Annotated in this window: 26 protein-coding genes and 1 pseudogene; 12 read left to right on the plus strand and 15 right to left on the minus strand. The window is 66.3% G+C overall.

The genetic code is table 11. The annotated features are described in order from the left end of the window. Positions 1-189 precede the first annotated feature (189 nt). Positions 190-378: pseudogene (locus tag WS96_RS24210) on the minus strand (nuclear transport factor 2 family protein); the annotation flags it as partial. Between the two features lie 238 nt (positions 379-616). Further along, a complete protein-coding gene (locus tag WS96_RS32940; protein WP_082720344.1) occupies positions 617-988 on the minus strand; it encodes a YXWGXW repeat-containing protein in 372 nt (123 codons plus the stop codon). 587 nt (positions 989-1,575) lie between these two features. On the opposite strand from WS96_RS32940, the gene WS96_RS24215 reads away from it, so the two are divergent. Next, on the plus strand, positions 1,576-2,697 hold the full coding sequence (locus WS96_RS24215; protein WP_034204528.1) for a porin: 1,122 nt from the start codon (positions 1,576-1,578) through the stop codon (positions 2,695-2,697). Between the two features lie 275 nt (positions 2,698-2,972). On the opposite strand, the gene WS96_RS24220 is transcribed toward WS96_RS24215, so the two are convergent. Beyond that, positions 2,973-3,371 (minus strand): GreA/GreB family elongation factor, encoded by a 399-nt coding sequence (locus WS96_RS24220; protein WP_059500187.1) that lies wholly within the window; start codon positions 3,369-3,371, stop codon positions 2,973-2,975. Positions 3,372-3,885: 514 nt separating this feature from the next. On the opposite strand from WS96_RS24220, the gene WS96_RS24225 reads away from it, so the two are divergent. Then, positions 3,886-4,215, plus strand: a complete 330-nt coding sequence (locus WS96_RS24225; protein WP_059835964.1) for a DUF4148 domain-containing protein — start codon at positions 3,886-3,888, stop codon at positions 4,213-4,215. 159 nt (positions 4,216-4,374) lie between these two features. Here WS96_RS24225 and WS96_RS24230 read toward each other — a convergent pair whose 3' ends face one another. Further along, positions 4,375-4,836, minus strand: a complete 462-nt coding sequence (locus WS96_RS24230; RefSeq protein ID WP_034204531.1) for a CBS domain-containing protein — start codon at positions 4,834-4,836, stop codon at positions 4,375-4,377. A gap of 177 nt (positions 4,837-5,013) precedes the next feature. Here WS96_RS24230 and ribA point away from each other — a divergent pair, with 177 nt between their 5' ends. After that, on the plus strand, positions 5,014-5,664 hold the full coding sequence (gene ribA, locus WS96_RS24235) for a GTP cyclohydrolase II (protein WP_059835968.1): 651 nt from the start codon (positions 5,014-5,016) through the stop codon (positions 5,662-5,664). Positions 5,665-6,352: 688 nt separating this feature from the next. Here ribA and WS96_RS24240 read toward each other — a convergent pair. Beyond that, on the minus strand, positions 6,353-6,928 hold the full coding sequence (locus WS96_RS24240) for a TetR/AcrR family transcriptional regulator (RefSeq protein WP_059782987.1): 576 nt from the start codon (positions 6,926-6,928) through the stop codon (positions 6,353-6,355). A gap of 147 nt (positions 6,929-7,075) precedes the next feature. On the opposite strand from WS96_RS24240, the gene WS96_RS24245 reads away from it, so the two are divergent. Both WS96_RS24245 and WS96_RS34605 read left to right on the plus strand, forming a co-directional pair. Beyond that, positions 7,076-7,780, plus strand: a complete 705-nt coding sequence (locus WS96_RS24245; protein ID WP_059835970.1) for a glutathione S-transferase — start codon at positions 7,076-7,078, stop codon at positions 7,778-7,780. Positions 7,781-7,785: 5 nt separating this feature from the next. After that, entirely contained in the window at positions 7,786-8,196 is a 411-nt protein-coding gene (locus WS96_RS34605) for an aldehyde dehydrogenase family protein (RefSeq protein ID WP_082720345.1), read from the plus strand. Here the strand turns inward: WS96_RS34605 and WS96_RS24250 are convergent. Then, on the minus strand, positions 8,111-8,497 hold the full coding sequence (locus WS96_RS24250; protein ID WP_059782989.1) for a VOC family protein: 387 nt from the start codon (positions 8,495-8,497) through the stop codon (positions 8,111-8,113). The genes WS96_RS34605 and WS96_RS24250 overlap by 86 nt on opposite strands. Positions 8,498-8,795: 298 nt before the next feature. On the opposite strand from WS96_RS24250, the gene WS96_RS24255 reads away from it, so the two are divergent. Further along, positions 8,796-9,086, plus strand: a complete 291-nt coding sequence (locus WS96_RS24255; protein ID WP_059835972.1) for a hypothetical protein — start codon at positions 8,796-8,798, stop codon at positions 9,084-9,086. A 181-nt stretch (positions 9,087-9,267) separates the two neighbouring features. Here WS96_RS24255 and WS96_RS24260 read toward each other — a convergent pair whose 3' ends face one another. The 3 genes from WS96_RS24260 to WS96_RS24270 all read right to left on the minus strand — a co-directional run bounded on the left by WS96_RS24260 (position 9,268) and on the right by WS96_RS24270 (position 11,343). After that, entirely contained in the window at positions 9,268-10,029 is a 762-nt protein-coding gene (locus WS96_RS24260) for a hypothetical protein (RefSeq protein WP_179949979.1), read from the minus strand. Positions 10,030-10,080: 51 nt separating this feature from the next. Then, positions 10,081-10,689 carry an acyl-homoserine-lactone synthase gene (locus WS96_RS24265; RefSeq protein ID WP_034204537.1) on the minus strand — a complete coding sequence of 203 codons (609 nt, stop codon included), beginning with the start codon at positions 10,687-10,689 and terminating at the stop codon, positions 10,081-10,083. Between the two features lie 210 nt (positions 10,690-10,899). Then, the gene (locus tag WS96_RS24270) at positions 10,900-11,343 is read right to left on the minus strand and encodes a DUF4902 domain-containing protein (RefSeq protein WP_059782995.1); all 444 of its coding nucleotides are present in this window, start codon (positions 11,341-11,343) and stop codon (positions 10,900-10,902) included. 73 nt (positions 11,344-11,416) lie between these two features. Between WS96_RS24270 and WS96_RS24275 the strand changes: the two genes are divergently transcribed. Then, positions 11,417-12,136 (plus strand): autoinducer binding domain-containing protein, encoded by a 720-nt coding sequence (locus WS96_RS24275; protein ID WP_059835976.1) that lies wholly within the window; start codon positions 11,417-11,419, stop codon positions 12,134-12,136. 38 nt (positions 12,137-12,174) lie between these two features. Here the strand turns inward: WS96_RS24275 and WS96_RS24280 are convergent, their stop codons facing one another. The 6 genes from WS96_RS24280 to WS96_RS24305 form a co-directional block, all read right to left on the minus strand. Beyond that, positions 12,175-12,882 (minus strand): MgtC/SapB family protein, encoded by a 708-nt coding sequence (locus WS96_RS24280; protein WP_027780999.1) that lies wholly within the window; start codon positions 12,880-12,882, stop codon positions 12,175-12,177. A gap of 300 nt (positions 12,883-13,182) precedes the next feature. Then, positions 13,183-14,733: a TolC family protein gene (locus WS96_RS24285; protein ID WP_059835978.1), complete on the minus strand. Its 1,551-nt coding sequence runs from the start codon at positions 14,731-14,733 to the stop codon at positions 13,183-13,185. Further along, positions 14,720-16,765 carry an FUSC family protein gene (locus tag WS96_RS24290; protein WP_059835980.1) on the minus strand — a complete coding sequence of 682 codons (2,046 nt, stop codon included), beginning with the start codon at positions 16,763-16,765 and terminating at the stop codon, positions 14,720-14,722. Before WS96_RS24290 ends, WS96_RS24285 begins: the two co-directional genes overlap by 14 nt. Beyond that, positions 16,746-17,795 carry a multidrug transporter subunit MdtN gene (gene mdtN, locus WS96_RS24295; protein WP_034204542.1) on the minus strand — a complete coding sequence of 350 codons (1,050 nt, stop codon included), beginning with the start codon at positions 17,793-17,795 and terminating at the stop codon, positions 16,746-16,748. Before mdtN ends, WS96_RS24290 begins: the two co-directional genes overlap by 20 nt. Next, the gene (locus WS96_RS24300) at positions 17,792-18,085 is read right to left on the minus strand and encodes a hypothetical protein (protein WP_012339766.1); all 294 of its coding nucleotides are present in this window, start codon (positions 18,083-18,085) and stop codon (positions 17,792-17,794) included. The genes mdtN and WS96_RS24300 overlap by 4 nt, the downstream gene beginning before the upstream one ends. A 288-nt stretch (positions 18,086-18,373) precedes the next feature. Then, positions 18,374-18,880, minus strand: coding sequence for a hypothetical protein (locus WS96_RS24305; protein WP_257128051.1), 507 nt, complete (start codon positions 18,878-18,880; stop codon positions 18,374-18,376). Between the two features lie 132 nt (positions 18,881-19,012). Between WS96_RS24305 and WS96_RS24310 the strand changes: the two genes are divergently transcribed. The 5 genes from WS96_RS24310 to WS96_RS24330 all read left to right on the plus strand — a co-directional run bounded on the left by WS96_RS24310 (position 19,013) and on the right by WS96_RS24330 (position 22,822). Continuing rightward, positions 19,013-20,158: a metallophosphoesterase gene (locus WS96_RS24310; RefSeq protein ID WP_059835982.1), complete on the plus strand. Its 1,146-nt coding sequence runs from the start codon at positions 19,013-19,015 to the stop codon at positions 20,156-20,158. A gap of 177 nt (positions 20,159-20,335) precedes the next feature. Continuing rightward, positions 20,336-20,935, plus strand: a complete 600-nt coding sequence (locus WS96_RS24315; RefSeq protein WP_179949980.1) for an alpha-ketoglutarate-dependent dioxygenase AlkB family protein — start codon at positions 20,336-20,338, stop codon at positions 20,933-20,935. Positions 20,936-21,239: 304 nt separating this feature from the next. Then, complete coding sequence (locus tag WS96_RS24320) at positions 21,240-21,446, plus strand: hypothetical protein (RefSeq protein WP_034204546.1); 207 nt, start codon at positions 21,240-21,242, stop codon at positions 21,444-21,446. Positions 21,447-21,738: 292 nt separating this feature from the next. After that, a complete protein-coding gene (gene gspI / locus WS96_RS24325) occupies positions 21,739-22,170 on the plus strand; it encodes a type II secretion system minor pseudopilin GspI (RefSeq protein WP_059836464.1) in 432 nt (143 codons plus the stop codon). Then, positions 22,154-22,822 carry a PulJ/GspJ family protein gene (locus WS96_RS24330; RefSeq protein WP_059835986.1) on the plus strand — a complete coding sequence of 223 codons (669 nt, stop codon included), beginning with the start codon at positions 22,154-22,156 and terminating at the stop codon, positions 22,820-22,822. The genes gspI and WS96_RS24330 overlap by 17 nt, the downstream gene beginning before the upstream one ends. The last annotated feature ends 42 nt before the right edge of the window (positions 22,823-22,864 follow it).

Genomic DNA, 22,864 nt, shown 5'->3' on the forward strand with positions numbered 1-22,864 from the left:
GCGCCGATCGCCCGGAGCCCGGCGCGCCGGACGTGCTTCGCTGCGAACGCAAATGCAAATGCACGTCTCGATCGCACGGGGCGGCGCGAGCGTCGCTACGGAAGGGCCGAACCGATTGCCGTCGAAGCTCGCGAAGCAGCGTCGATTCGGCCGGCATAGGGGGCGGCCGGTCGCGTCCGGCGTCGTGCATCAGAACATCGTGTTCCGGTTCGCGGACGTTTCGGGTACCGGCTGAATCACGTCCCAGTGTTCGACGATCTTGCCGTCCTTCACGCGGAAGATGTCGACCACCGCTTCGCCGCGATCGCCCGGATGCTCGGTCGCATGCACGTGCAGGTAGACGAGATCGCCGTCGGCCGCGCTGCGGACGATGCGCGCATCGGTTCGTCGACCGGCGATGTGCGGTAGACGATTTCGATGGCTTGAAGCATCGTCGGATGCATTCGCATCGCCACATCGTATGACTTCGTTATCGGAATGATGCCGCCGGAATGGCGACCGACGATATGTCGACTGCAGCGCGGCTGCCGTAACGCACGATTCCGTGGCGTGGACCGCGTCGGTTCTCGCGCGCGGTCCGGCTCCGGCCCTTCATCGGCCGGCGCCGAGCCGCCGCTCACCGCCACGAGCCGTCGACGTAGACCCACACCGCCCCTTGACGGCGCCAGTAGCCGGGTACCCAGCGGCGCCCGGGGCGTCGCGCGACCCAGCGACCGGGTACCCATATATAGCGGCCGCGCTGCCAGCGCCAATAGCCGTCCGTCCATATATAGCCATGCGGCCGTGGCGGGGGCGGTCGACGGTCGTGGCGCGCCGCCGGCGGCGCGAAGCTCGGCCGGTCTGCATAGGGCGGCCCGCCGGGTACACGATTCGGGCCCGAGGGCCGATACACGGGCGGGGAAGGCTGGGCCGAGGCGGCGCGCAGCCAGCCGGTGCCGACGAAGGCGGCAGTCAATCCGATGGCGCGCAGCAACGAGCGTCGATTCATGGCGGTTCCTGTTCTGTATGCGAGGCTGCCTTACATTAGCCTGCCGGCCTGCCCGCCGCGTTACGGGGCCGGTTAAGGCTGTTACCGCGTGTCACGGCAGGGTCGAGCCGCTGTTTCCTTTCCAACGGCTGACGGAATCTCGCCATGGCACAGGTATCGACCCCTTGTTTAGGGTGCCGACGGGACGTTTTAGAAGCGGAAAGACCAATATTTGAGATTGAGGCAGGTAATAATTGCCGGTTTTGGTGTGCCGAACCGAATCCGTTTGTTGTTTCTATGCAACCGTCAAGCCGATGACATGAAAGAATGGTGCGATGAAAGCGTCCAAAAAGCCGGCGTCAAGAGGTCAAAAACAAACGTTAAAACAAATACTTATGACGCGGCCCCACTTTCATTATTTCTAGTTCTGGAAAAGCTTATTTCTTTATTTGCGGATCGCTCCCCTAGGGTACACCCCTAAACTCACGGTTCCCAAACGGGCAACTATCCGGGCGCCGCCAGCAGGATCGATGGCGCTCCCGGGCGGTTGAAGACCGTTTATGAACAAGGTCGCGAGACCTGCCTCTTTTTAGAAGGGAGCTCCACGAATGAACAAGACTCTGATCGTTGCAGCAGCTGCAGCATCGTTCGCTACCGTCGCTCACGCGCAAAGCAGCGTCACGCTGTACGGCGTGCTGGACGCAGGCATCACCTACACGAGCAACGTCCAGCCGGCACTCGGCCAAGCTGGCAAGTCGCGTTGGGCAATGGGTTCGGGCATTGACCAGAGCCGTTTCGGCCTGCGTGGCTCGGAAGACCTGGGTGGCGGCCTGAAGGCAATCTTCACGTTGGAAAGCGGCTTCAACATCGGTAACGGCCGCTTCGCAAACGGCAACGGCGGCATGTTCAACCGCCAGGCTTTCGTTGGCCTGTCGAGCCAGTACGGCACGGTCACGCTGGGTAAGCAGTATGACGCAACGCAAGACTACCTGGCGCCGCTGACGGCAACGGGCTCGTGGGGCGGCACGTACTTCGCGCACCCGCTGAACCTCGACCGCCTGAGCACGAACGGCGACGTCGCGCAGAACAACACGATCAAGTACACGAGCGCTAACTACGCTGGTCTGCAATTCGGCGGCACGTACTCGTTCTCGAACAGCACGAACTTCGGCAACAACCGTGCATACAGCGGCGGTCTGTCGTACCAGTTCCAAGGCCTGAAGCTGGGTGCAGCATACTCGCAAGCAAACCTGGGTGACGGTACGAACGCAAACGGCGCGACGTCGTCGGCAATCGGTGGCATCGCTAGCCAAGGCCGCGTCCGTACGTACGGTGCTGCTGCTGCGTACGCATTCGGCCCGGCGCAAGTCGGCGCTGCATGGACGCAAGCGCGTCTCGACAACAACGCAGTTGCTGCAGGCACGCTGCGCACCGACAACTACGAAGTCAACGCAAAGTACAACCTGACGCCGGCTCTCGGCCTGGGTGCTGCTTACACGTACACGAACGCGAAGATCAACAACGGCAGCACGCACTGGAACCAGTTCGGTCTGCAAGCTGACTACGCACTGTCGAAGCGCACGGACGTCTACGCACAAGCTGTGTACCAGCGTGCAGCGAAGAACGGCATCGGCGCGTCGATCTACAACGGCGACACCTTCGCCAACAACCTGCCGAGCTCGTCGATCAACCAAACCGCAGCAACGGTTGGTCTGCGTCACCGCTTCTAAGCGTGACGGGCGGGGTAACCCGCTTCGCAGCATCGAAAAGGCGCCTTCGGGCGCCTTTTTTTCGTCTGCGGAACGCGATGACGGCAACCCTGATCGTCCGGATACAAAAAAGCGCGGGAAAGGCCGAACACTAACGCTCGGCACTGTCCAGGAAATCCAAGCGGTTCATGAAAAACACCCCAAAGGTTGGATCGGTATCCAACTTTTGGGGTGCAGTTCATGCGGGCGCTTTTTTCGTGCTGCGCCCGTGTGGCGCGGCGCTGGTCGCCGAGGGCTCAACGCGTGTATTCGCCGTTGGCTTCCGGCTGGAACACGATCGCCGCAACCTTCATCAGCTTTTCGGCGCCGCTCGGTTGCATCACCTTGACCATCTGGCCGCGTTGCGTGCCCAGCAGCGCCATGCCGACGGGCGAGAAGACGTTCAGGCGGCCGAGTTCGAGATTGGCGGCGTCCGGATAAACGATCGTCCAGGTGGCCTGTTCCTGGGTTGCTTCGTCGAGCAGCGTGATTTGCGAGTTCATCGTGACGACGTTCGCCTTGATGGCGTCGGGCTGGACGATATCGGCGCGCTCCAGCAGCGTGTCGAGCATCGCCTGAAAGCGCGGATTGTGCTCGGCATGCTTTTCGAGGCGAGCGACGTCGAGTTCGGTCAACTGGTAAAGGCGTTGTTTCATGGTGGTTCTCCAAATGATCGGCAGAGGGCAGGCGTGGCGTGCCTATGAGGATCGCCCGGAGCCTGTCTAACCTGGCTCCGGGGTGGAGACCGAGCGGTCAGATCAGGCGCCGGGCAGGGGCGAGCGGTGCCTGGGCCGTGCGTCGAACGAGGGGATGCGCCGGCTGGCCGGCGCGCACGCGCACGCCGGCCAAGCCGGACGGCGAAACCAAAAGGGGCGTGAGCGCGTACATGGTGGATGGAATATCGACTGGCGAAGGAAACCTTACGATTCTACAACACAACCTTCCGGCCATGTGACCCGGCTGTCGGCCTTTCGTCAGCGATTGTTGTGTAGATGAAGCAAGTTGCAACGACCCTGTCCGGAAACAGTGGGCGATTTTTTCCAGAAATGCAACGCTGTATGTTCAAACTAAGGGTTTCCCCTTGGAGGCGTGCGCACTACACTGAATTCAATCGCTTCAGACAGTCCTGCCGAGGCGACGCCAAAAGAGAACATATTCCGGAGGTAAATCATGAAGTCGATCATCTACGCAGCCATCGCCGCATCCGTCCTTGCCGCTCCGATTGCATCGTTCGCGCAGTCCGAACAGGGGTTGACCCGCGCTGAGGTCAAGGCCGAACTCGTGCAACTCGAGCAGAACGGCTACAAGCCGCTGGCGAGCGATTCGCAATATCCGAGCGACATCCAGGCGGCCGAGCAACGGGTTCAGCCGAACCAGCCGATGCTCGCGCACGCCGACACGAGCGGTTACGGTGCCGTGGCAACGGGTGCCGCGCAAGCCGGCCGCCGCGTGACGCGGGAAGCGCCGAATCCCGTGAATTCGGTCTACTTCGGTAACTGAGCGAGCATCCCGCGGGTCTGCCCGGGCGCACCGCCGAATCGACGAGACGCGCGCCAGTCGCGCGCGTCGTTCGCCCGCAGGAGCAGAACCTCCGTCGCCGCGTGTCGGCGGCTTTCCGCCCAGACGCTGACGCGTTTGGGCCTTTTTTGCTGGGGCGGATCAGGCGGACGTGACGGTGGGCGTGCCGTGGATATAGTGTTCGAGCTGGCTGATCGTGAACTGCTGATCGGCAATCACGCTCTTCACGAGGTCGCCGATCGAGATGAGGCCGACCAGCTTGCCGCCGTCGAGCACGGGCAGGTGGCGCATCCGGTGCTGGGTCATCAGCGCCATGCACTCGTCGGTGGATTGCGACGGTTCGACGTAGCGCACCTTCGCCGTCATGATTTCCTCGACGCGGGTGGCTTTCGACGAGCGGTCCTGCAGCACGACCTTGCGCGCGTAGTCGCGCTCGGTGACGATGCCTGCGATGTCGTCGCCGTCCAGGACGAGCAGCGCGCCGATCCCCTTTTCCGCCATCAGCTTGATGGCGTCGTAGACGAGATCGCTCTTCGTGACGGTGTAGATGGTACGGCCCGAATCCGGCTTGGCCTTGAGAATCTGCGCGACAGTCGTGCTCATTCGCTTTCTCCGTGTGCAGGTCGATGCAGGGCAGGCGGGGCGTGATGCGCATCACCCGATGAGCCCAGTATAGCCGGGCGGGCGGCGGCAGTCGCGTGACGTTTCCAGATTAGCGGTAAACTCCCGTCACGCGCCATCCACACAACTCCTACATTCCTGAACGTTTCGATTGAATTCATGATGTCTTCGCGTCCCCAATCGCCCATGCCGGGCAATGGCCAGGCCGACGAGTGCGTGACGCTCGTCGCCACGGCGTCGCTGCCCACGCGCTACGGTACGTTCACGTCGTACGCATTTCGCGTCTCGGGCAGCGATGCCGAACATCTCGCGCTCGTGATGGGCGACGTGACCGGCGAGCAGTCGGTGCTGACCCGGCTGCATTCCGAATGCCTGACCGGTGACGTGTTCGGTTCGTACCGCTGCGATTGCGGCGAGCAACTCGATCTCGCGTTGCGTTACATCGCGGCCGAAGACCGCGGCGTGCTGCTGTATCTGCGCGGCCATGAAGGCCGCGGCATCGGCCTGAGCAACAAGATCCGCGCCTACGCGCTGCAGGAGCAGGGGCGCGATACCGTCGAGGCGAACCTCGATCTCGGCCTGCCCGACGACGCCCGCGAATACGACTCGGCCGCTGCGATCCTGCGCATCCTCGGCGTGACGTCGGTGCGGTTGATGAGCAACAATCCGAAGAAGTTCGATACGCTCGTGAAGCACGGTATTCCCGTCTGCGAACGCGTGGCGCTCGCGGTGCCCGTGCGCGAGGAAAACGAGCGTTATATCCGCACGAAGCAGGCGAAGTTCGGACACTACTTCGAAGAAAACGAGTGATGGAAATTCGGGAGTCTTCGGGACGCTCGTCTGGCAAGCGATTTGTCCTGGAGAGGCTTTCTGGTAGTGGGTTTTGACCGAAAGTCAGGTTGGTCGCAAATCGTATCGACACTTCCGAACATCGGGAAACTTGGCGTTCAGGGCTCAGCTTTTTCAAAAAGCTACGCCACTTCCCGATGAGATTTGCGCGCGCACTGCAAGCAAGCCGGACTCGGGCCAGCACCTGGCCTTTGACGGCTTTCCCGGGCTACGCCCGAAGGCGACCGGAAGTCGTCTTTCGTGGTGCGAACATGCTGTGATCCTCTCGTCTCACGATCGCGCGGAACCAATAAAAAGGTCTTGTGATTTGGGCATCCCTCCTGGGGGCTCGTTGACGATCAGCCTCGTCACGCTTGATGCTCTCCTGCTGATTGCCCCGGACCGGTGTCCGCATTGCTGCCTTCCCGGCTACATCTCCTGCTGTCGGCCGAGGTCCTGAAATACTCGCCGATTGCTGGAGCACCGACGTCGCCCATCGCCGCGCAGCGCTTGCCTACTCATTTCGCGCGGCACGATTAACGCGGTTGGACGATGGACAACGTCGTTGTCAACGCTCCGATACCAATGGAAGGCCGGGTCCCCCACGCGACGAAGAGCCCGGTCGTGCATTCGTCGGTTTTGCGGGTGATTACGTCGCGCACGCACGCCCCTATGCCGGCAGGAGACCTGCCACGCGGTAAGTCTCTATCAAGGTGTCGTATAGCGCGATATCCGAACGGCTTCTGGCAATGAGCTGAGCGCCGGCAACGGCGGCGAAGATGGCGCGAGCCCGTTGTTCGCACGCTTCGGCGCTACCCACTGCCGCCGCGGACAGCACTTTACTCAGCCACGCGACATTGACATCGGCAAACGCCTGGACCTCTTTCATCACCGCCGCCGGCAGGTCGTCGCTTTCGGCGGCCATGAAGCTGCAGAGGCACATGCGGTTACCGTTCTCGAGCGCCTTGCGGAACGTGTCGGGATACTGGCGAAGACACTGGAGCGGATCCGAGGATTCGGCCAACAGTGCTTCCAGCGTAGCAGCCGAATCCTCCCAATAGCGCCTCGCGACCGCCGCGCCCAGATCGGCCTTGCTCGGGAAGTGATGGTAGACGCTGGCAGCCTTGATGCCGACGACGTCCGCGAGGTCGCGAAAATTCAGCCCGCCGTAGCCATGCGCCTGCGCGACTTTTGTGGCGGCCGCCAGGATGTTCTCCTTGGAGTTTGAGCTTGTCTCGTTCTTCACTGCTACGGCCTCGCGATTCAAAAAAATGAGTGTTGACGGAGGCGATTATACCTTCTACAGTAAACCTACCATGTGGCAGGTAGGGCGGTAACGCCACGGGCTCCGATACCGTCTATTCCGACGCAACCGCACTGTAGAGGCTTAACGATGAGTTCCGACATCCTCGATTTCGATGCAACCAAGTTTCCCTTGATGAAGATCCACGATTTTCCGACGGGACCCTATCCGACACGCGTGCGCATCGCCGTGGCCGAGAAGAACCTTCAATCGCGTGTCGAGTTTGCGATGGTCGACCTTTATAAAGGGGAGCACAAAAGGCCGGAATTCATTGCGCAGAAGAACTACTCGGGCACGCTGCCGGTGCTCGAACTCGACGACGGGACGCTCATTGCCGAGTGCACGGCCATCACCCAATACCTGGACGCGCTCGATGGTGCGCCCACGCTCACCGGCAGGACACCGCTCGAACAGGGCTTGATCCACATGATGAGCAAGCGCGCCGAGCTGGAGCTGCTCGACGCCATCAGCGTCTATTTCCACCACGGCACGCCGGGGCTGGGGCCGGACGTCGAAACCTATCAGAACGCCGAGTGGGGATTCCGTCAACGCGACAAAGCCCTGAGGGGCATGCGCTACTTCGACGAGGTTTTGCAAAGACAGCCGTTCGTCGCCGGAGAAGCCTTCTCGATGGCCGACATCACGGTGATCGGTGGTTTGATCTTTGCGTCGATCGTGAAGCTGCCGGTGCCTGCCGAATACGTGGCGCTGCATGCGTGGTACGCGAGGATGAAGGAGCGCCCCAGCGTAAGAAACCAGCCGGCATTCTCGGCGCTGAGCGGGACATCCGATTGAATTCGATGTTTGTGGACGTCTGCTTTCGCGTTCGAGCCGCGGTGCGCCGTGCTGCGGTTTCGTTTACCCCCAAGATTGCCGAGTCCCAACGATGGGTGAATGAAATTCACACCCAAGGCATGGACATTCCGTTCGGAGGACATAAGCAATCCGGCCTTGGCACGGAGCATGGAAACGAAGGGCGGCACCTGTTCACCAATCTCGCGTGGCGATCATGCCGTCGAATCGAAACCGAATGCCTGACGCTACGTCGCTGGAGGCCGGCGGACGCGGAGGCATGTCCGCCTCGACGGCCGCGCCGCCGCGTAACGGCTCGCGCGCGTGTGCCTGTCAGCGCCACGTGCCGTTCTGCAACACGATCCGATAGCCATCGGCATCCTCGAAAGTCTGGCCTGATATTTCCCAGTACGGATTGAACGACGTCACCGGCATGAAGCCGTGTGCGGTCGCGCGTGCGCACGCGGCTTCCCATTCCGGACGATCGGGCAGGTAGAACACGATCAGATCCTCGGGCGTCGGCGACGGCGCGATCGGATGATCGGGGCAGTGCGTGAACTCGAAGTGATAGTCGAGGCCCGCGCGTCCGAGCATCACGCCGGAAAAGCCGTCGTGATCTTCGAAGCGCGCCAGTACCGACAGATCGAGGGCGTCGCGATACATGCGCTCGGTGCGGGCGAGGTTGGCGACCGGGCGGGCAATGCGCAGATGGGCGTGCAAGATGGCCTCGGCGGGAAGTGGCGGGCGGTCAATGATAAGCCGGCCGATCCGGATTGGGCGATGCGAGCGGATCGTGTTTCCGGCGATACTCGCCGTATCGAACGATATCGATCCGGCCTGAGCAAACGGGTCGAATTGTCCAGCCTCGTCTCGCGAAAGGAAAAACATGACGCTTCTCGATCCCTTATACGCACTCCGCGTCGCAGCGGCGACTCATTCGCAAACCAGTCGAATTCGTGTGTTCGCCGTGCCTGCCGTACGACGCACGGATAGGCGCATGCCGGCAGGGCGGTGACGAATGGATAAGCCCGATCTTCGTCGGCCGATTGCCGGACCGTATCGTCAGTCGCGATGGGTGGCCGGACTGGAGGCCGCTTTCGGATGGGTGGCGAAGGGGACGTTGGTACTGGCCGGGCTGGCGGTGGTCGCGTTGGCGGCGCTGACGGGCGACGTCGGGGCCCTGACGGACCTGCCGTCGACCAGGAAGGGCTGGTTGTATCTGCTGCTGGTAGTGGTCGTGGCGGTCGCGCTGATATTTGCGGTGCATCACTACTGGCTGCGCCCGGCTGGCGTGCACCTGGCCGGCTAGCCGGAATGGAAAATGATGTGGCCCCGCAATCCACGCCGGCAATAAAAAAGCCCGCTGCTTGAGCGGGCTGAATCCATGTTTGGAGACATGGAGGAGATAGACGTAAATTTAAGGGAAAACCCGAACGTTTGCAAGCGCTCGTTGTATCCGCACAACTTGCCGCCGCGCGGCATGGCCTCGTTCACATGCCGGCGGCCCGTGCGTGCGCCGCGAATGCGCCGAACCGCTCTTGCGCGACGGGTAGCGCGTATTTGCTGCGCATCTCCGTCTCGATCCATGCACACGCCTCGCGTGCGCAGTCGGTCAATGCGTGCCGCGTCGCATGCCCGTCGATGTCGTACACGAAACGCACGCCGACCTCGTCATCGTCAACCTGTCGTTCGAGCTGATTGAGCTGCAGTTGCGGCCCGTGCTGTTGCGACAGCGCGCGCAATTCGTCGAAGTGATATTCGAGCCAGTCCGCGAAGAACAGCGCGTCGCTGTGGCACGGCAGGCGGAAAGCCGTGCTGCGCGACGGGCGCGCGGCGGTTTCGCCGGCCGGCGCTTGTTCGCGGTCGATGGCGGCGGGCAGATCGACCGGCGCAAGCGGATGCTGGATCCGCCGGTACGGCTCGCGATCGCGCAACGCGTGCCACAGCAATTCGTCGCCGGCGGCGCCGGACGGCTGCATCGTCAGGTCGTGCCGGCCGTCGCCGGTCGCGACGATGTCGCGGATCACGAGGCGCAGCGAGCACAGCGGCTCGTCCGCGACCAGCAGGGTGGCCGGGCGCGGCAGCCCGCACACGAGCGGCGCGGCGCCGGCGGCACGAAACACGAGCCCACGGCGATCGAGCCGCACGAGCGGCAACGGCCTCGGAAACGACGGGTAGGCGACCGCGATGCGGGCGCCGTCGGCGCTCGTCAATCCGGGCATCATCGCGCGAAAGACCTGGGACTGGTCCACGTTGGTTCTCCTTCGTTACGATGCCGCCCGGACGGGAACGCGCGTTCCGGCTCAGGCGGCGATAGCTTGCCGGGCGGCCTGCCCCGGCTCGATTCCTAGCGCAGCAAACGTTTGCGGATCGATGTCGATCCAGCACGCGACCACCAGACGTCCGTCCACCTGCTTCGGCGGGCCTGCACGGTGCGCGTGTATGCCGATCCGGCGGAACAGCCGCTCCATGCTCGCGAACGTCACGCCGATCAGCTGGCGCGCGCCGAGCTGCGCCGCGCATTCGACGACGGCCGCGAGCATCGGGCGCACGGCCCATTCGGCATTGCCCGGCCCGCCTTCGGCGTCGGTCGCCGCGAATCGGGACAACTCCCAGACGGCGGCCGATTGCGGCAGCGGCATGTCCTCGGCGACCAGATCGGCGAACAGCGACTTCAGCAGATACGGGCGCGTCGTCGGCAGCAGGCGCGCGCATCCGCACATGTCGCCGTCGGCGTTTCGCGCGAACACGTAGACGGTATCGTCGCGATCGAACTGGTCACGCTCGAAACTTTCGTTCGCCGACGGGAGCGCCCAACCGAGCTGTTCGACGAACACGCGGCGCCGATAGCGCCCGAGATCCGCCGCGAGTTCGTGTGGCAACCGCCCTTCCTCGTGAACGAAGGTCTGCATGGATGTCCTCGGATCTGTGCTTTGGTATGCATCCATTACAGCGCGCGGCACGAGGAGCCTGTAACTGGTAACTCTTACAGGGTGACGGCGTAAAGACGCCATTTGCGTGGTGGTAACGGTTTCTTGATCGCCGGGATTGAAAACCAGGCAACTTTTGCTTATAAAGACCGCCAGTCGCGCAGAATCGTCAGAAGAATGTGCGGCCGGTTGTCACTGGAGCGTCGGACCGGCATGATAGGCGTCGTTGTGCGCGAGCAGGGCCGACGCGACCGCGGCAGGCCAGTCGATGGCGGCGAGCCGCGCGGCGAGCGCGGCTGCCGTGCGGACCATGCCGATGTCGGCGCCTTTGGCGTCGGTGGCCATCACGTTGCTGCGGACGTCGCCGCCCGCGATCACGAACGTGCCCGTCGCGCGTTCGAGGTACCAGTCCCAGCCGACCGTCACGTACGCGACGCCGGCACCGGCGGCGCGATGCCATTCGGTATAACCGGCGAGGCGGGCGTCGATCGCGTTGTCGCGCAATTCGGCCAGCAGCGAGGGGTCGAGGCCGCTCGCGACATGGTCGAGCACAAGTGCGGCCAGTGCGCCTTCTGACAGGCGTACGTAGCCGTCCGGGGACGGGCCGGGGACAGGGTGCAGCAAGGGTGAAGTCATGCGCGGAATGTATCAGCCTCGAACGGGTGCTGGAACCTGACAAGTATGACAGCGTGACGTTGTCGGAGAAAGAATGGAACTGCGCTGGCAGGATGCCTACCAACAATTCAGCGCCGCGGAAGACGAGCAGCAGCTCTTCCAGCGGATCGCCGCCTATTCCAAGCGGCTGGGATTCGAATACTGCTGTTACGGCATTCGCGTACCGCTGCCTGTCTCGAAGCCGGCGGTCGCCATCTTCGATACCTATCCGGACGGCTGGATGGCGCACTATCAGGCGCAGAACTATATCGAGATCGACTCGACGGTTCGCGATGGCGCGCTCAGCACCAACATGATCGTCTGGCCCGACGTCGACCACATCGAGCCTTGCCCGCTGTGGCAGGACGCGCGCGATTTCGGGCTGTCGGTGGGCGTCGCGCAGTCGAGTTGGGCGGCGCGCGGCGCGTTCGGCCTGCTGAGCATCGCCCGTCATGCCGACCGGCTGACGCCGGCCGAGATCAACATGCTGACGCTGCAGACGAACTGGCTCGCGAACCTGTCGCATTCGCTGATGAGCCGCTTCATGGTGCCGAAGTTGTCGCCCGCGGCGGGCGTCACGCTGACCGCGCGCGAGCGCGAGGTACTGTGCTGGACGGCAGAGGGCAAGACTGCGTGCGAAATCGGCCAGATCCTCAGCATCTCGGAGCGGACGGTCAACTTCCACGTGAACAACATCCTCGAGAAGCTCGGCGCGACGAACAAGGTCCAGGCGGTCGTCAAGGCGATCTCGGCCGGGCTCATCGAAGCGCCCTGACGCGACGGCGGCGCCGGATGCGGCGGCCGCCGCGCGGCTCATTCCATCATCGGCTCCGCTTCCTTCGCGGTCCAGCTCACGCTGGAAATGCTTTTCTCCATGCTCATCCGGCTCGCGATCTGCTCGAGCTTCTGCTGATCCTTCGGATGCAGCTTCAGCGTTGCGGTCACCTTCAGCCGGTCCGGCTGCTCGGGCACGTCCTCGCTCGTGAGGCTCTGGAACGACAGCGGCTTCGCATACATCGCGTTCGACAGCAGCGTGCGGATGTGCACTTCGTCGGCGGCGAGGCAAATCACGGTGATCTGGTATTCGCGCACGAGATCGGCATTCGAGACGGGCGTCGCGTTGATGGCCTGGCTGACGCCGCGCAGCACCGTATTGGTGAGCAGCACGACGCCCGTGCCGGCGAGCGCGGGCACGTAGTGACCGGAGCCGGACAACACGCCGACGGCAGCCGAGCACCACAGCGTCGCCGCCGTGTTGATGCCCTGGATCGAACCCTTGTCGCGCATGATCACGCCGCCGCCGAGAAAGCCGACGCCCGACACGACGTACGCGGCGATCTGCGTGACGCCCGCGACGCCGTTGCCGGTCAGCACGCCGAGCGTGACGAACAGGCACGCGCCGCTCGCGACGAGCGTGATGGTGCGCAGGCCGGCCGTGCGCTGGCGCATCTGGCGTTCAAGGCCGATGGCGACGCCGCAGGCGAACGCGGTGAAAAGACGGAGTGCGAAATCGAAAGTCATGGTTGTCCTGCCGTGCAAGAAGCGCATGCCGGCTGGCGTCGCCGCGACGCAAGGCCGGAGGCGACGCGGCGATAGCCGTCATCGCGCGGTACTGTACCGCGCGAATGCGTCGTTCAATGTGAAACGGATGGCGTGCGGCTCGCGGAACGCGAGCCGGGGCAGGAGAACTGCGGCGGACAGGCGTTCAGGCGGCAAGCGGCGCACGCAACGGAGTGCTGCAACTGTCCACGATGGTTCCTGAAGGAAGAATGGGCGGCATTCTAGTGGGCGGCGCGCGCCCGCGTCAACCGCCTGACGGCGCTACTGCGCCGAGCCGATCGTGCCCGTCGCGAGCGCGAGCGCGGCGGCGGCCGACAATGCGCCGGCATAGCTGTCGACCTCCGCGTTGCGCGCGGCGAGCAACTGGCTTTGCGCGATCGTCGCGTCGGTGACCGAGCCGACGCCGTTCCGGTACGCGGTCAGCGCGGCGTCGTAGCTCGTTTGCGCGGCATCGACGAGCGCCTTCGCGGCGTCGTGCGACGCCAGGCTCGTCTGCACCGCGTTCTGCGCGGCGACGACCTGGCGCACCGCTTCCTCCTTGGTCCGCGTGAGGCGCGCGGACGCGCTTTCCGCGTCGTTGCGCGCCTGCATCAGCACGGCCGAGCGCAGGCCGCCGTCGTACAGCGGGATCGTCACGCCGAGGAATACGCCGCCGCCGTAGCGGCTGCCGTTCAGGTTGACGGTCGGCGCCTGGTCGCCGATCGCGGGCAGTGCGGAGATGGACGTGCCGCCGCTCGCATACGACGTCGACGCGGACAGGAAAATCTTCGGCATGAACGCGGCTTGCGCGGCCTTGATCTTCGCGCGATTGGCCTTTTCGACCGCGAACGCACCCTGCAGGTCGGGACGGCGCGCGATCGCGTCCGACACGATCGCGTCGACCGACGAACCGAGCGCGGGCGGCAGCGGCCGTTTCGGCAGCGCGGCGATCGTCGGCTTCGACAGCGGCGAGATGCCGAGCGCGGAGACGAGGGCGAGGTAGCCGTCGCTTTCGGCGCCGTTCGCCTGCACGAGCGCGAGGTTCGCCTGCGCGCGGTTCTGCGTCGCCTGCGCGAGCTCGACGACGGTCCCGACGCCGTGCTGGAGCCGCGCGCGCGACGCCGCGAGAATCGCATCCGCGTTCGCGAGGCCCTGTCTTGCGCTGAGCACGCGCGAGCGTGCGGCTTCGTAGCGGTAGTAGGAGACCGTCACGTCGTGGATGACCTGCTGGTGCACGGCCGTGAACGCGACGTTCGACGCGATCGACGCCTGTTCGGCCGCTTCGACGCGCGCCGCGCGGCCGCCGAAATCGAACAGCAGCCATTGCAGCGACAGCGCCGAAATCGTGCCGTGCACGGTGGTGTTGCTGGACGAATCGCCGAGGATCGTCGACGTCGAGCCGTGGTTCGCCTGGTACGCGCCCATTGCCGTCGCCGACAGGCGCGGCAGATACGCGGACTTGGCGAGGCCGACCGCGAGCGCCGCGTTGCGCGCGTCGTTCCATGCGATGCGGGTCAGCGGGTTCGCGGATTCCGCGAGATCGATCAGCTCGGGCAGCGTGTACGCATGCGCGGCATCGAGCGCGGCCGGCGCCGGAACCGACGCGAGCGCCGGCGATGCGGGCAGCGTGTAGTCGTGTGTACCTTGTGCGGAAGCGCGCGGCGGCGCCGCCACGATGTCGCCCGCGGCCGACGTTTGCGGCTGCCACGGGCGGTCGGACGCCTCCGGCGCCAGATCGATCGACGACGTCGCGCAGCCGGTCAGCGCGAGCGCGGTCGCGAGCGCGGCGGCGGCGGCGGCGATCGAGGCGGCCGGCGGTTCAGGTAGACGCATGAGGGGCAGGCTCCTTCGGTGTGGCTTGACGGGCGGCGTCGGCGAGATGGGCGAGCCGCGTGTCGATCAGGTTCAGCAGCGCGTCGCGCGCGGGGTCGGTGGGGGCGGCGCCCGGCGGTCGCGGCGGGGCATCCGTGCGGGGCGCGGTTTCGTCGTCGCCCGGCGCGGTCACGCGCGCGAGTTGCGCGCCGATCGCCGCGTCCCCGGGCTTGCGTTCGGCGAGCAGGAACAGCGGGCCTTCGATCGCGCCGAGTTCCGCGAGCGTGCGCCGCCGTGTGGCGAGCCACGTCGCGGCCGGCCGCACCCACGACGGTTCGTAATGGATCAGGCCGAGCTCCTGCGAGATCGCGCCGTGGCGGGCGAACGCTTCGGCGGCCAGCGCGCGCCGTTCGGCCGGCTGCGCGATCTGCGCCACGCGCCGCCACTGGTCGAGCAGCGCCGCGAGCGCCGTGTCGATCTGCTTGCCGATGCTGACCGGCCAGATGCGCGTGAACACGAGATACACGACCACGTTGCCGAGCAGGATGCCGATCGTGCGATCGCGCGCGAGCGTCAGGTCGAAGCCGGGACCCGCACCCTGGATGACGCACAGGAAGAACGCGAACGCGACCTGGAAGCCCGCGTACGCGATGCGCGGCGAACCGAACGCGACCCACGCGGACAGCCACGCGCCGGCGAAGACGAGCGCCATCAGCTCGCCGATCGACGATAGCGACGGGACGACGAACACGAGCGCGGCGGTGCCGATCAGCGCGCCGACGATGCAGCCGGCGATGCGCAGCGTGAGCTTCTCGACCGTTTCGGCCGTCGAGCCGAGCGACACCATGTAGCAGGTGATGAAGCAGGTATGGATGCCGGACCAGTCGAGCTGCGAGTACAGCAGGTAGCAGAACATGGCGGCTGCCGTCGTCTTCAGCGCATAGCGGATGTGGTCGGGATTGGTGCGCGCGTCGGGCACGAAGAAGCCGCCGCGCGGGGCGGGCGGTGCGGTGGCTTTCGCCGGTTCGCTGGCGGCGCGCGTGTCGGCGGTGTCGGTCGACGCGGCCGATGCGTCGATGGCGGGCGGTTGCGCGAACTGCGCGATCGCGGCGTGCAGGTCCGTCGCGACGACGCGTGCGAGCGGCGGTAGTGCATCGGCGGCCGGCAGCGCGAGCGTCACGTCGACCGGATAGCCGCCCTGTTCGAGGATCGCGGCCATCTCGTCGAGCGTCGTCGCGATCGGCGTGGCGAATGCGTCGGGCAGTCGCGCCTCCGGTTCGCGATCGGCAAGCGCGACCGCGACGAGCAGCGCGGTGCTCGACGCGACGGCCTGCCGCAACGCGACGACATCGGCGCCCGACGACGAGCCCTCGAGCTTCGACAGCTTGAGCCACGTGAGCAACTGCTGGTCGCCTTCGCGCAGGCTTGCGTCGAACGCGGCGCGCGCGTCGTCGTCGCCGCGCAGCCGCCGCGCGGCGAGCCGCAGCCGCTTCGCGAGCTGCGCATGCGCGAGCGTGCGCGGCGACGGCGCGATCAGCAGGTTGACGACGATCGCCGCGCCGACCGGGATCGCGACCATCAGCCATGCATAAAGCAGCGCGCGCGTTGCCGCTTCGCCGACCGGCGCCAGGCCGAGCTGGTCGAGCCCGAAGCCGACGATCATCGCGAGGATCGCGCCGACCGGGCGCAGCTTGCTGGCGGACGTCAGGTAGAGCAGGCCGACCGACAGCACGGCCATGCACGCGACGCGCAGCACCGAATACTCGATGCTGAAGATCGCGACGCCGATCACGAGCGCGATCACGAGCGTGACGAGCAACAGCATCGCGACCGCGAGCACGGCGCTCGTCACGCGATCGGCGCGGTTCAGGAAGAACACGACATACGCGGAAATCGCGGCTTCCGGCGTGCCGTATCCGCTCGTCACGAGTACCACGAGCGCGCAGATCAGCGCGACGCGCACGGCCATGACCGCGCGCCCCGGAAACGGCGCGAGCAGCCGCAGGACTTCGCGCGGGCCCGGCGAGCGGACCTCAGCGGCAGGCCGAGCCATGCCGGACCTCGACGATCGCGCTCGCGCCGACACGCACGAGCTTGCCGTCGGGTTCGTCGAGCTTCACGCGCACGGGGAAGCGCTGCGCGACGTGCACCCAGTTCACCGAGCGCTGCACGATCGGCAGCGAGCGCGGCAGGTTGATGCGGTCGCTGTCCGCGATGCCGGCGCCGATGCCGACGACCTTGCCCGTCATCGGGCGGCCGCGGTCGATCATCGAATAGACGGTCGCGCAGTCGCCGACTGCGATGCGATTGAGCGACGTCTCGCGGAAATTGCCGACGGCGAACCATTCGCTCGCGTCGATCAGCGTGAAGATCGACTGGTTCGGCGCGAGGGTTTCGCCGGGGAGCACGCTCAGGCCCGTCACGAGCCCGTCGTGCGGCGCGCGCACGACCGTATCGTCGAGCGCATGCTGCGCGCGGGCCAGCGCGGCTTCGCGCGCATGCAGCGTCGCGATCGCGTCGGCGTCGTCGCCGATCGTCTGCGCGGACGCGCGCTGCTGCTCCTGCGCCTGCGCGAGCGAAACGGACGCGTCGCGCTGGCGCACCTTCGCCTGATCGAACTGCTGCGCGCTGACGTAGCCCTGCGCGGCGAGCGGTGCAAGCCGGTTCACGTCGCGGGTCGCGAGATCGTAGTTCTGCGTCGCGCGCTTGACTTGCTCGGCGGCGACGGACGCGTTCGAGCGCTCGCCGATCAGCGAGCGGCGGCGCGTGTCGAGCGACGCGCGCGCGAGCTCGAGATCGGCCTGCGCCTGCGCGACGCTCAGCCGGTACGGCACGGGATCGATCACGTACAGCAGATCGCCTTTCGCGACGCGCTGGTTTTCATGCACCGCGAGCTGCACGATGCGGCCGCCGACCGGCGACGCGACGTGCACGACGTCCGCGTCGATCGACGCGTCGTCGGTGGACGGGTAGGCCGTCGTGCGGTGGTACGCGTACGCGAGCGCCGCGATGCCGAGCGCGACGATCGCGAGCGCGATCGCGCGGCCTTTGACGGAGGGGCGGGCGATGCCGGCGGCCTTCATGCGAACGGACCCGTGCCGGTAAGCCAGACGATCACGGCGACCACGAGCCCGATCGCGGTGCAGACGGCAAGCTGGTAGGGCACCGTCGCGGCCCAGCCGGTCGCGACGAATACGCGGTGCGCGACGATGGCGCCGACGATGCCGACGATCGCGCTGACGAGCCACAGCGGGAAGTACGCGCCGAACAGCACGTAGGACGGCGCGCCACGCGATGCGCAGCCCGCGAGCGGCAGGGCGGGCGCCAGGACGGCGGCGACGCGCAGCGGCGCGCGCGGCGTTGTTTTTCTCATGGTGTGACGAGCTCGACGTTGAGGGTGGATGCCGGGCGCGGCGCAATGCGGATCGTCGCGACCGGCCGGGCCGCGACGACGATCCGGGATACGGAGCCGATCATAAATCAGCGCGATGCGGATCGCCAGCGATCCGGCATGCGTTCACGGCATGGGGCGCGGCCGGCCGTGGCCGCGCCGTCGGTCATGCCGAACGGTCCGGCAGCGCGGGTCGGCAGCGATGGCCGGACCGCTGCGATTCTGCCAGCAGCCGTTCGCGTAGGGTTGCTAACGGACTGTAAAGGATCGTCAGACGAAAATCGCGCAGCGGAATTTGCCATGTCGATGCAGCGGAATCGGCGCGTGAATCGCCGATTGCTGCTCGAACCCATGCGAATCCGGTTGGTCCGGCTGACCGCGCGCATCCTCGACGAGCAGGCCGACGAGATCGCGTGCGAAGCGCGGCAGCGCATCGCGATCGGCGACGCGGATCGGCAACCGGCGCTCGGCCCGGTCGCCTTCGAGCGCGACGAGGCGCAGCGCCATCGTCTTCGCATGACGGCGCGCGGTGCCTTCGGGCAATACGACGACGTTCTCGACGATCATCCTGCAGGCTGTCTCGAAGTTGCTGACCTGGATACGCCCACGCAGCATGCGCTGCATGTCGGCGGCCGTGCGTTTCGGGAAGGCGCGGATCGCGCTCGCGTCGTGCAGGCCGATGACGTCGTGGTCGAGCGTCGCGACGAACGGCGTCGATGCATGGCCGCGACGCCGGGTGGATGGCCGATCATCGCGCGAAGCCGTACGGCGTTGCACCGCCGGCCGCGACCCGTCGTCGCGGCCGGGATCTGTGTACCATCGTGCGTATGGTGCGACACGCGGCACCGGGCATCACGGCCCGTGCGACGCGCGTCGCGGAAGCGGTAGTGCAACGAAGGCGAACGTTCCATGCGAAGTTTCTTTGTCCGGTTCATTGCAATCGGCGTGCTGTTCCATTTGTATGTCGGGATGCGGATCATTCCCGATGCGTTCGTGTCGCCGCTCGCGCGCACGATCGCGGCGCTCGTGCTGGCGAGTTTCGTCGTGTTGATTCCGGTCGGCATGTTCTCGCGCCGCTTCGACGAAGGGTGGGCGGCGACGCTCGTCGGCTGGGCCGGCGCGCTCGCGATGGGCTTCTTCTCGTCGCTGCTGGTGCTGACGTTCCTGCGCGACATCGTGTTGCTCGGCGTGCTCGCATGGCGGCATCTCGGCCATGACGGCGCGTGGAGCGCCGCCGCGCCCGACACGGCGCTCGGCGTGCTGGCGGCCGCGGTGCTCGTGACCGCGATCGGGTTCGTCGGCGCGCGCCGCACGGCGGCGGTCAAGCGCGTGTCGATTCCGGTCGCGGGGCTGCCGGCCGCGCTCGACGGATTGACGATCGTGCAACTGTCCGACATCCACGTCGGGCCGACGATCAAGCGGCCCTACATCGAACGGATCGTGCGTGCGGTCAATGCGCTCGATGCCGACCTCGTGGTCGTGACGGGCGATGTGGTGGACGGTTCGGTCAAGCGTCTGCGCGACCACACGGCGCCGCTCGGCGAGATGCGTTCGCGGCACGGCACCTTCCTCGTGACGGGCAACCACGAGTACTACGCGGGTGCGCATGCGTGGATCGACGAGTTTCGTCGTATCGGGCTGACGGTGCTGCTGAACGAGCACGTGCTGATCGAGCGCGGCGGCGCGCGGGCGGTGCTCGCGGGCGTCACCGATTTCACGGCGGGCGGATTCGATCCCGCCCATCGCAGCGACCCCGCGCAGGCGCTGGCCGGTGCGCCGCGCGACGTCGGCACGAAGATCCTGCTCGCGCACCAGCCGCGCAGCGCGGAAGCGGCGAACCGCGCGGGCTTTACTGTGCAGTTGTCGGGGCACACGCATGGCGGCCAGTTTCTGCCGTGGCCGCCGTTCGTGCGACTGCAGCAGCCGGTGATCGGCGGGCTGAGCCGCTTCGGCGACATGTGGCTGTATACGAGCCGCGGCACCGGCTACTGGGGACCGCCGAACCGCTTCGGCGTGCCGTCCGAGATCGCGCTGATTCGACTGACGCGCGGCTAGCCGATGGCCGGGAGGCGGCCGTCGCGCGAGACGAACGCGCATCGCGATGCACCGCGGCTTCCTTTCGGCCTTTCGGCGGCAAATATCAGCGAATGACAGCGCATGGCGGCGCGCGGCGCCGTTGGCTAGTATGCAGACATGCGTCGTTCGCTTCGTTCCTCACCCGTGCCTGCCGACATGTCCACGCCCGATTTCTTCGCCGATACGCCCGTGCCCGACGTGGACTGGTACCCGGACTGGCTCGCGTCGCCCGACGCCGATCGCGCGCTGGCCGCGCTGATCGACGAGGTCGCGTGGCGGCAGGACACGATTCGTACGCCGCGCGGGCGCATTCCGTTGCCGCGGCTCACCGCGTGGCAAGGCGAACCGGATGCCGTGTACGTGTACTCGGGCATCCGCAACGTCCCCGAGCCATGGACGCCGGCCGCGCTCGGGCTGAAGCACGCGGTCGAGGCGACGTGCGGCGTGCGCTTCAACAGCGTGCTGCTCAATCGCTATCGCAACGGGCTCGACAGCCTCGGCTGGCATGCGGACAACGAACCCGAACTCGGCGACGCGCCGGTGATCGCGTCGGTGAGCCTCGGCGCGATGCGCGTGTTCGATCTTCGTCATCGCGCGACCGGCGTCACGCATGCGTACCGCCTCGTGCACGGCAGCCTGCTCGTGATGCGCGGACGCACGCAAGCCGAATGGCAGCACCGCGTGCCGAAGGCGCCGGCCGTGCAGGGCGAACGCGTGAACCTGACCTTCCGGCGCGTGTCGATGATGGGCGGATAGATCGCGCCCCGTTTCTCGATCCACGAAAGGGCGATGCAAGCAATTGGCCCGGCGTGCGGCACGTTGCCGCACGAACGCGATGCCGGGCGGCTCGGCGTGCCGCTGAGGCCCGTCCCGCAAGGCTTTCGGGTAGATACGATCAACCGACCGGTTCCGATAGGTGAGTGAAACCTCTGATGGTGCGTCGCAACAATTCTTGAATAAACTGTCGAATGACAGAAACGCGTCGGCGTGCCGGCGCGACCTTTTCGATATGCCTCCGTGCGCTGCCGACGCAGCGCGCAACGGGGCAGGAGCAAAACGCGTGACCGTACTCGACCCTTCCTTCGCACCCTCGCTGCACGTCTTCGAGCAAGACGGCGGATGGCAATGGGCGCTGACGGTGAAGCGGGCGACCGGCGTCGGCGTGAAAGTCGTGGCGTTCAGCCGCGAAGGCTTTCGCGGCGAAGCCGAGGCATACGCCGCCGGCCAGCTCGCCCGCGCCGAATATGACGCCGCCGTGACGGCCTGACGCCGTCGCGGCGATCCCGCCCGAGGATCGTCCTCATCGTCGGCCGCTTGCTGCCGGGCGGTAGCTTTCCCGATCGTTTTCCATCTTCCGTCTTGTGCCCCGCGCGATGCGCGCATCGCGCGGGCGCGTCTGTGCGCTCGCGCCCGCCGCACCAAATGGTCCGTACCATTCGACACGTGCGTGCCATACGTCGCGCTTAACGTCCGGGCACGGCGTCCGTCGCGCCGGCGGCGCGGCCTGCGCCGCGGCTTGGGCGCCGGACGCCGACCCATCGACGAGAATGATGCAGGTCATGTGCGACGACAGAACCGACTACCACCACCCTGCGCGCGGCGGACCGCGCACGACGCGGGCGCCGGAACGGGGATTCACGCTGATCGAGGTGCTGATCGCGCTGGCGATCGTGGCCGTGGCGCTGGGCGCCGTGATGCGCGCGATCGGCGCGCTCGCGTCGGACACCGACACGGCGCGCATGCGTCTGCTCGCGTTGTGGAGCGCCGACAACGCGCTCGGCGAGATCCGCATCGCATCGACCTGGCCGCCCGTCGGCGCGAACACGTTCGCGTGCCCGCAGGGCCGCTACCGTTTCGTGTGCCGCCAGTCGGTGGCCGCGCTGCCGAGCCCGCTCGTGCGGCGCGTGACGGTGAGCGTCTATCCGTCCGCGTCGAGCCGCAACGTGCTCGCCGAAGTCGTCACGGTGATCCAGAATGAAGCGCGCCGCTGAACGTCGCGGTGCCGGGCGCGCCCGCGCCCGCGGCTTCACGCTGATCGAGATGCTGGTCGCGATCGCGCTGCTCGCCGTGATCGCGCTGCTGTCGTGGCGCGGCCTCGACGCGACGCTTCGCGGGCGCGACGATATCGCGTCGAATCTGGCGCAAACACGTCTGCTCGGCCGTTATTTCTCCCAGTTGCAGTTCGACCTGATCAACCTCGTGACGGCCGACGAAGTGTTCGGGCCGCCGCTGCGCATCCGCCAGAACGAACTCGTGATGGTGCGCCATCTCGGCGTCGGCGGCGGACCGGCGCAGATGCAGGTCGTGCGCTACCAGCTCGAGGGGCGCGAGCTCGCGCGCAGCGCGTCGCAGCCGCTCGCGTCGCTGGCCGACGTGGAGGATGCACTGAAGCACATGGATGCGTTCGCGCGCGTCGTGGTCAGCAACGATACGCGGACGATGCAGCTTTCCGTGTGGATTCCGCCGGGCGGATGGACGACGAGCCAGACCGCCATCGAGCAGAGCTATGCGCAGTTTCTCGCCCAGCACGGCGTCAGCAACATCACGTCGCTCGGCATGCCGCTGCCGCGCGGCGTGCGCTTCGCGGTCACGATGGGCGCACCGGCAGTCGAATACGTGCGGACGATCCCGATCGGCCAGTGATGGCGGCACGGGGCGCTCGCGGCGCACCACGCGATCCGTCCC

This window comes from Burkholderia sp. MSMB1835 (assembly GCF_001526365.1).
GTDB lineage: Bacteria > Pseudomonadota > Gammaproteobacteria > Burkholderiales > Burkholderiaceae > Burkholderia.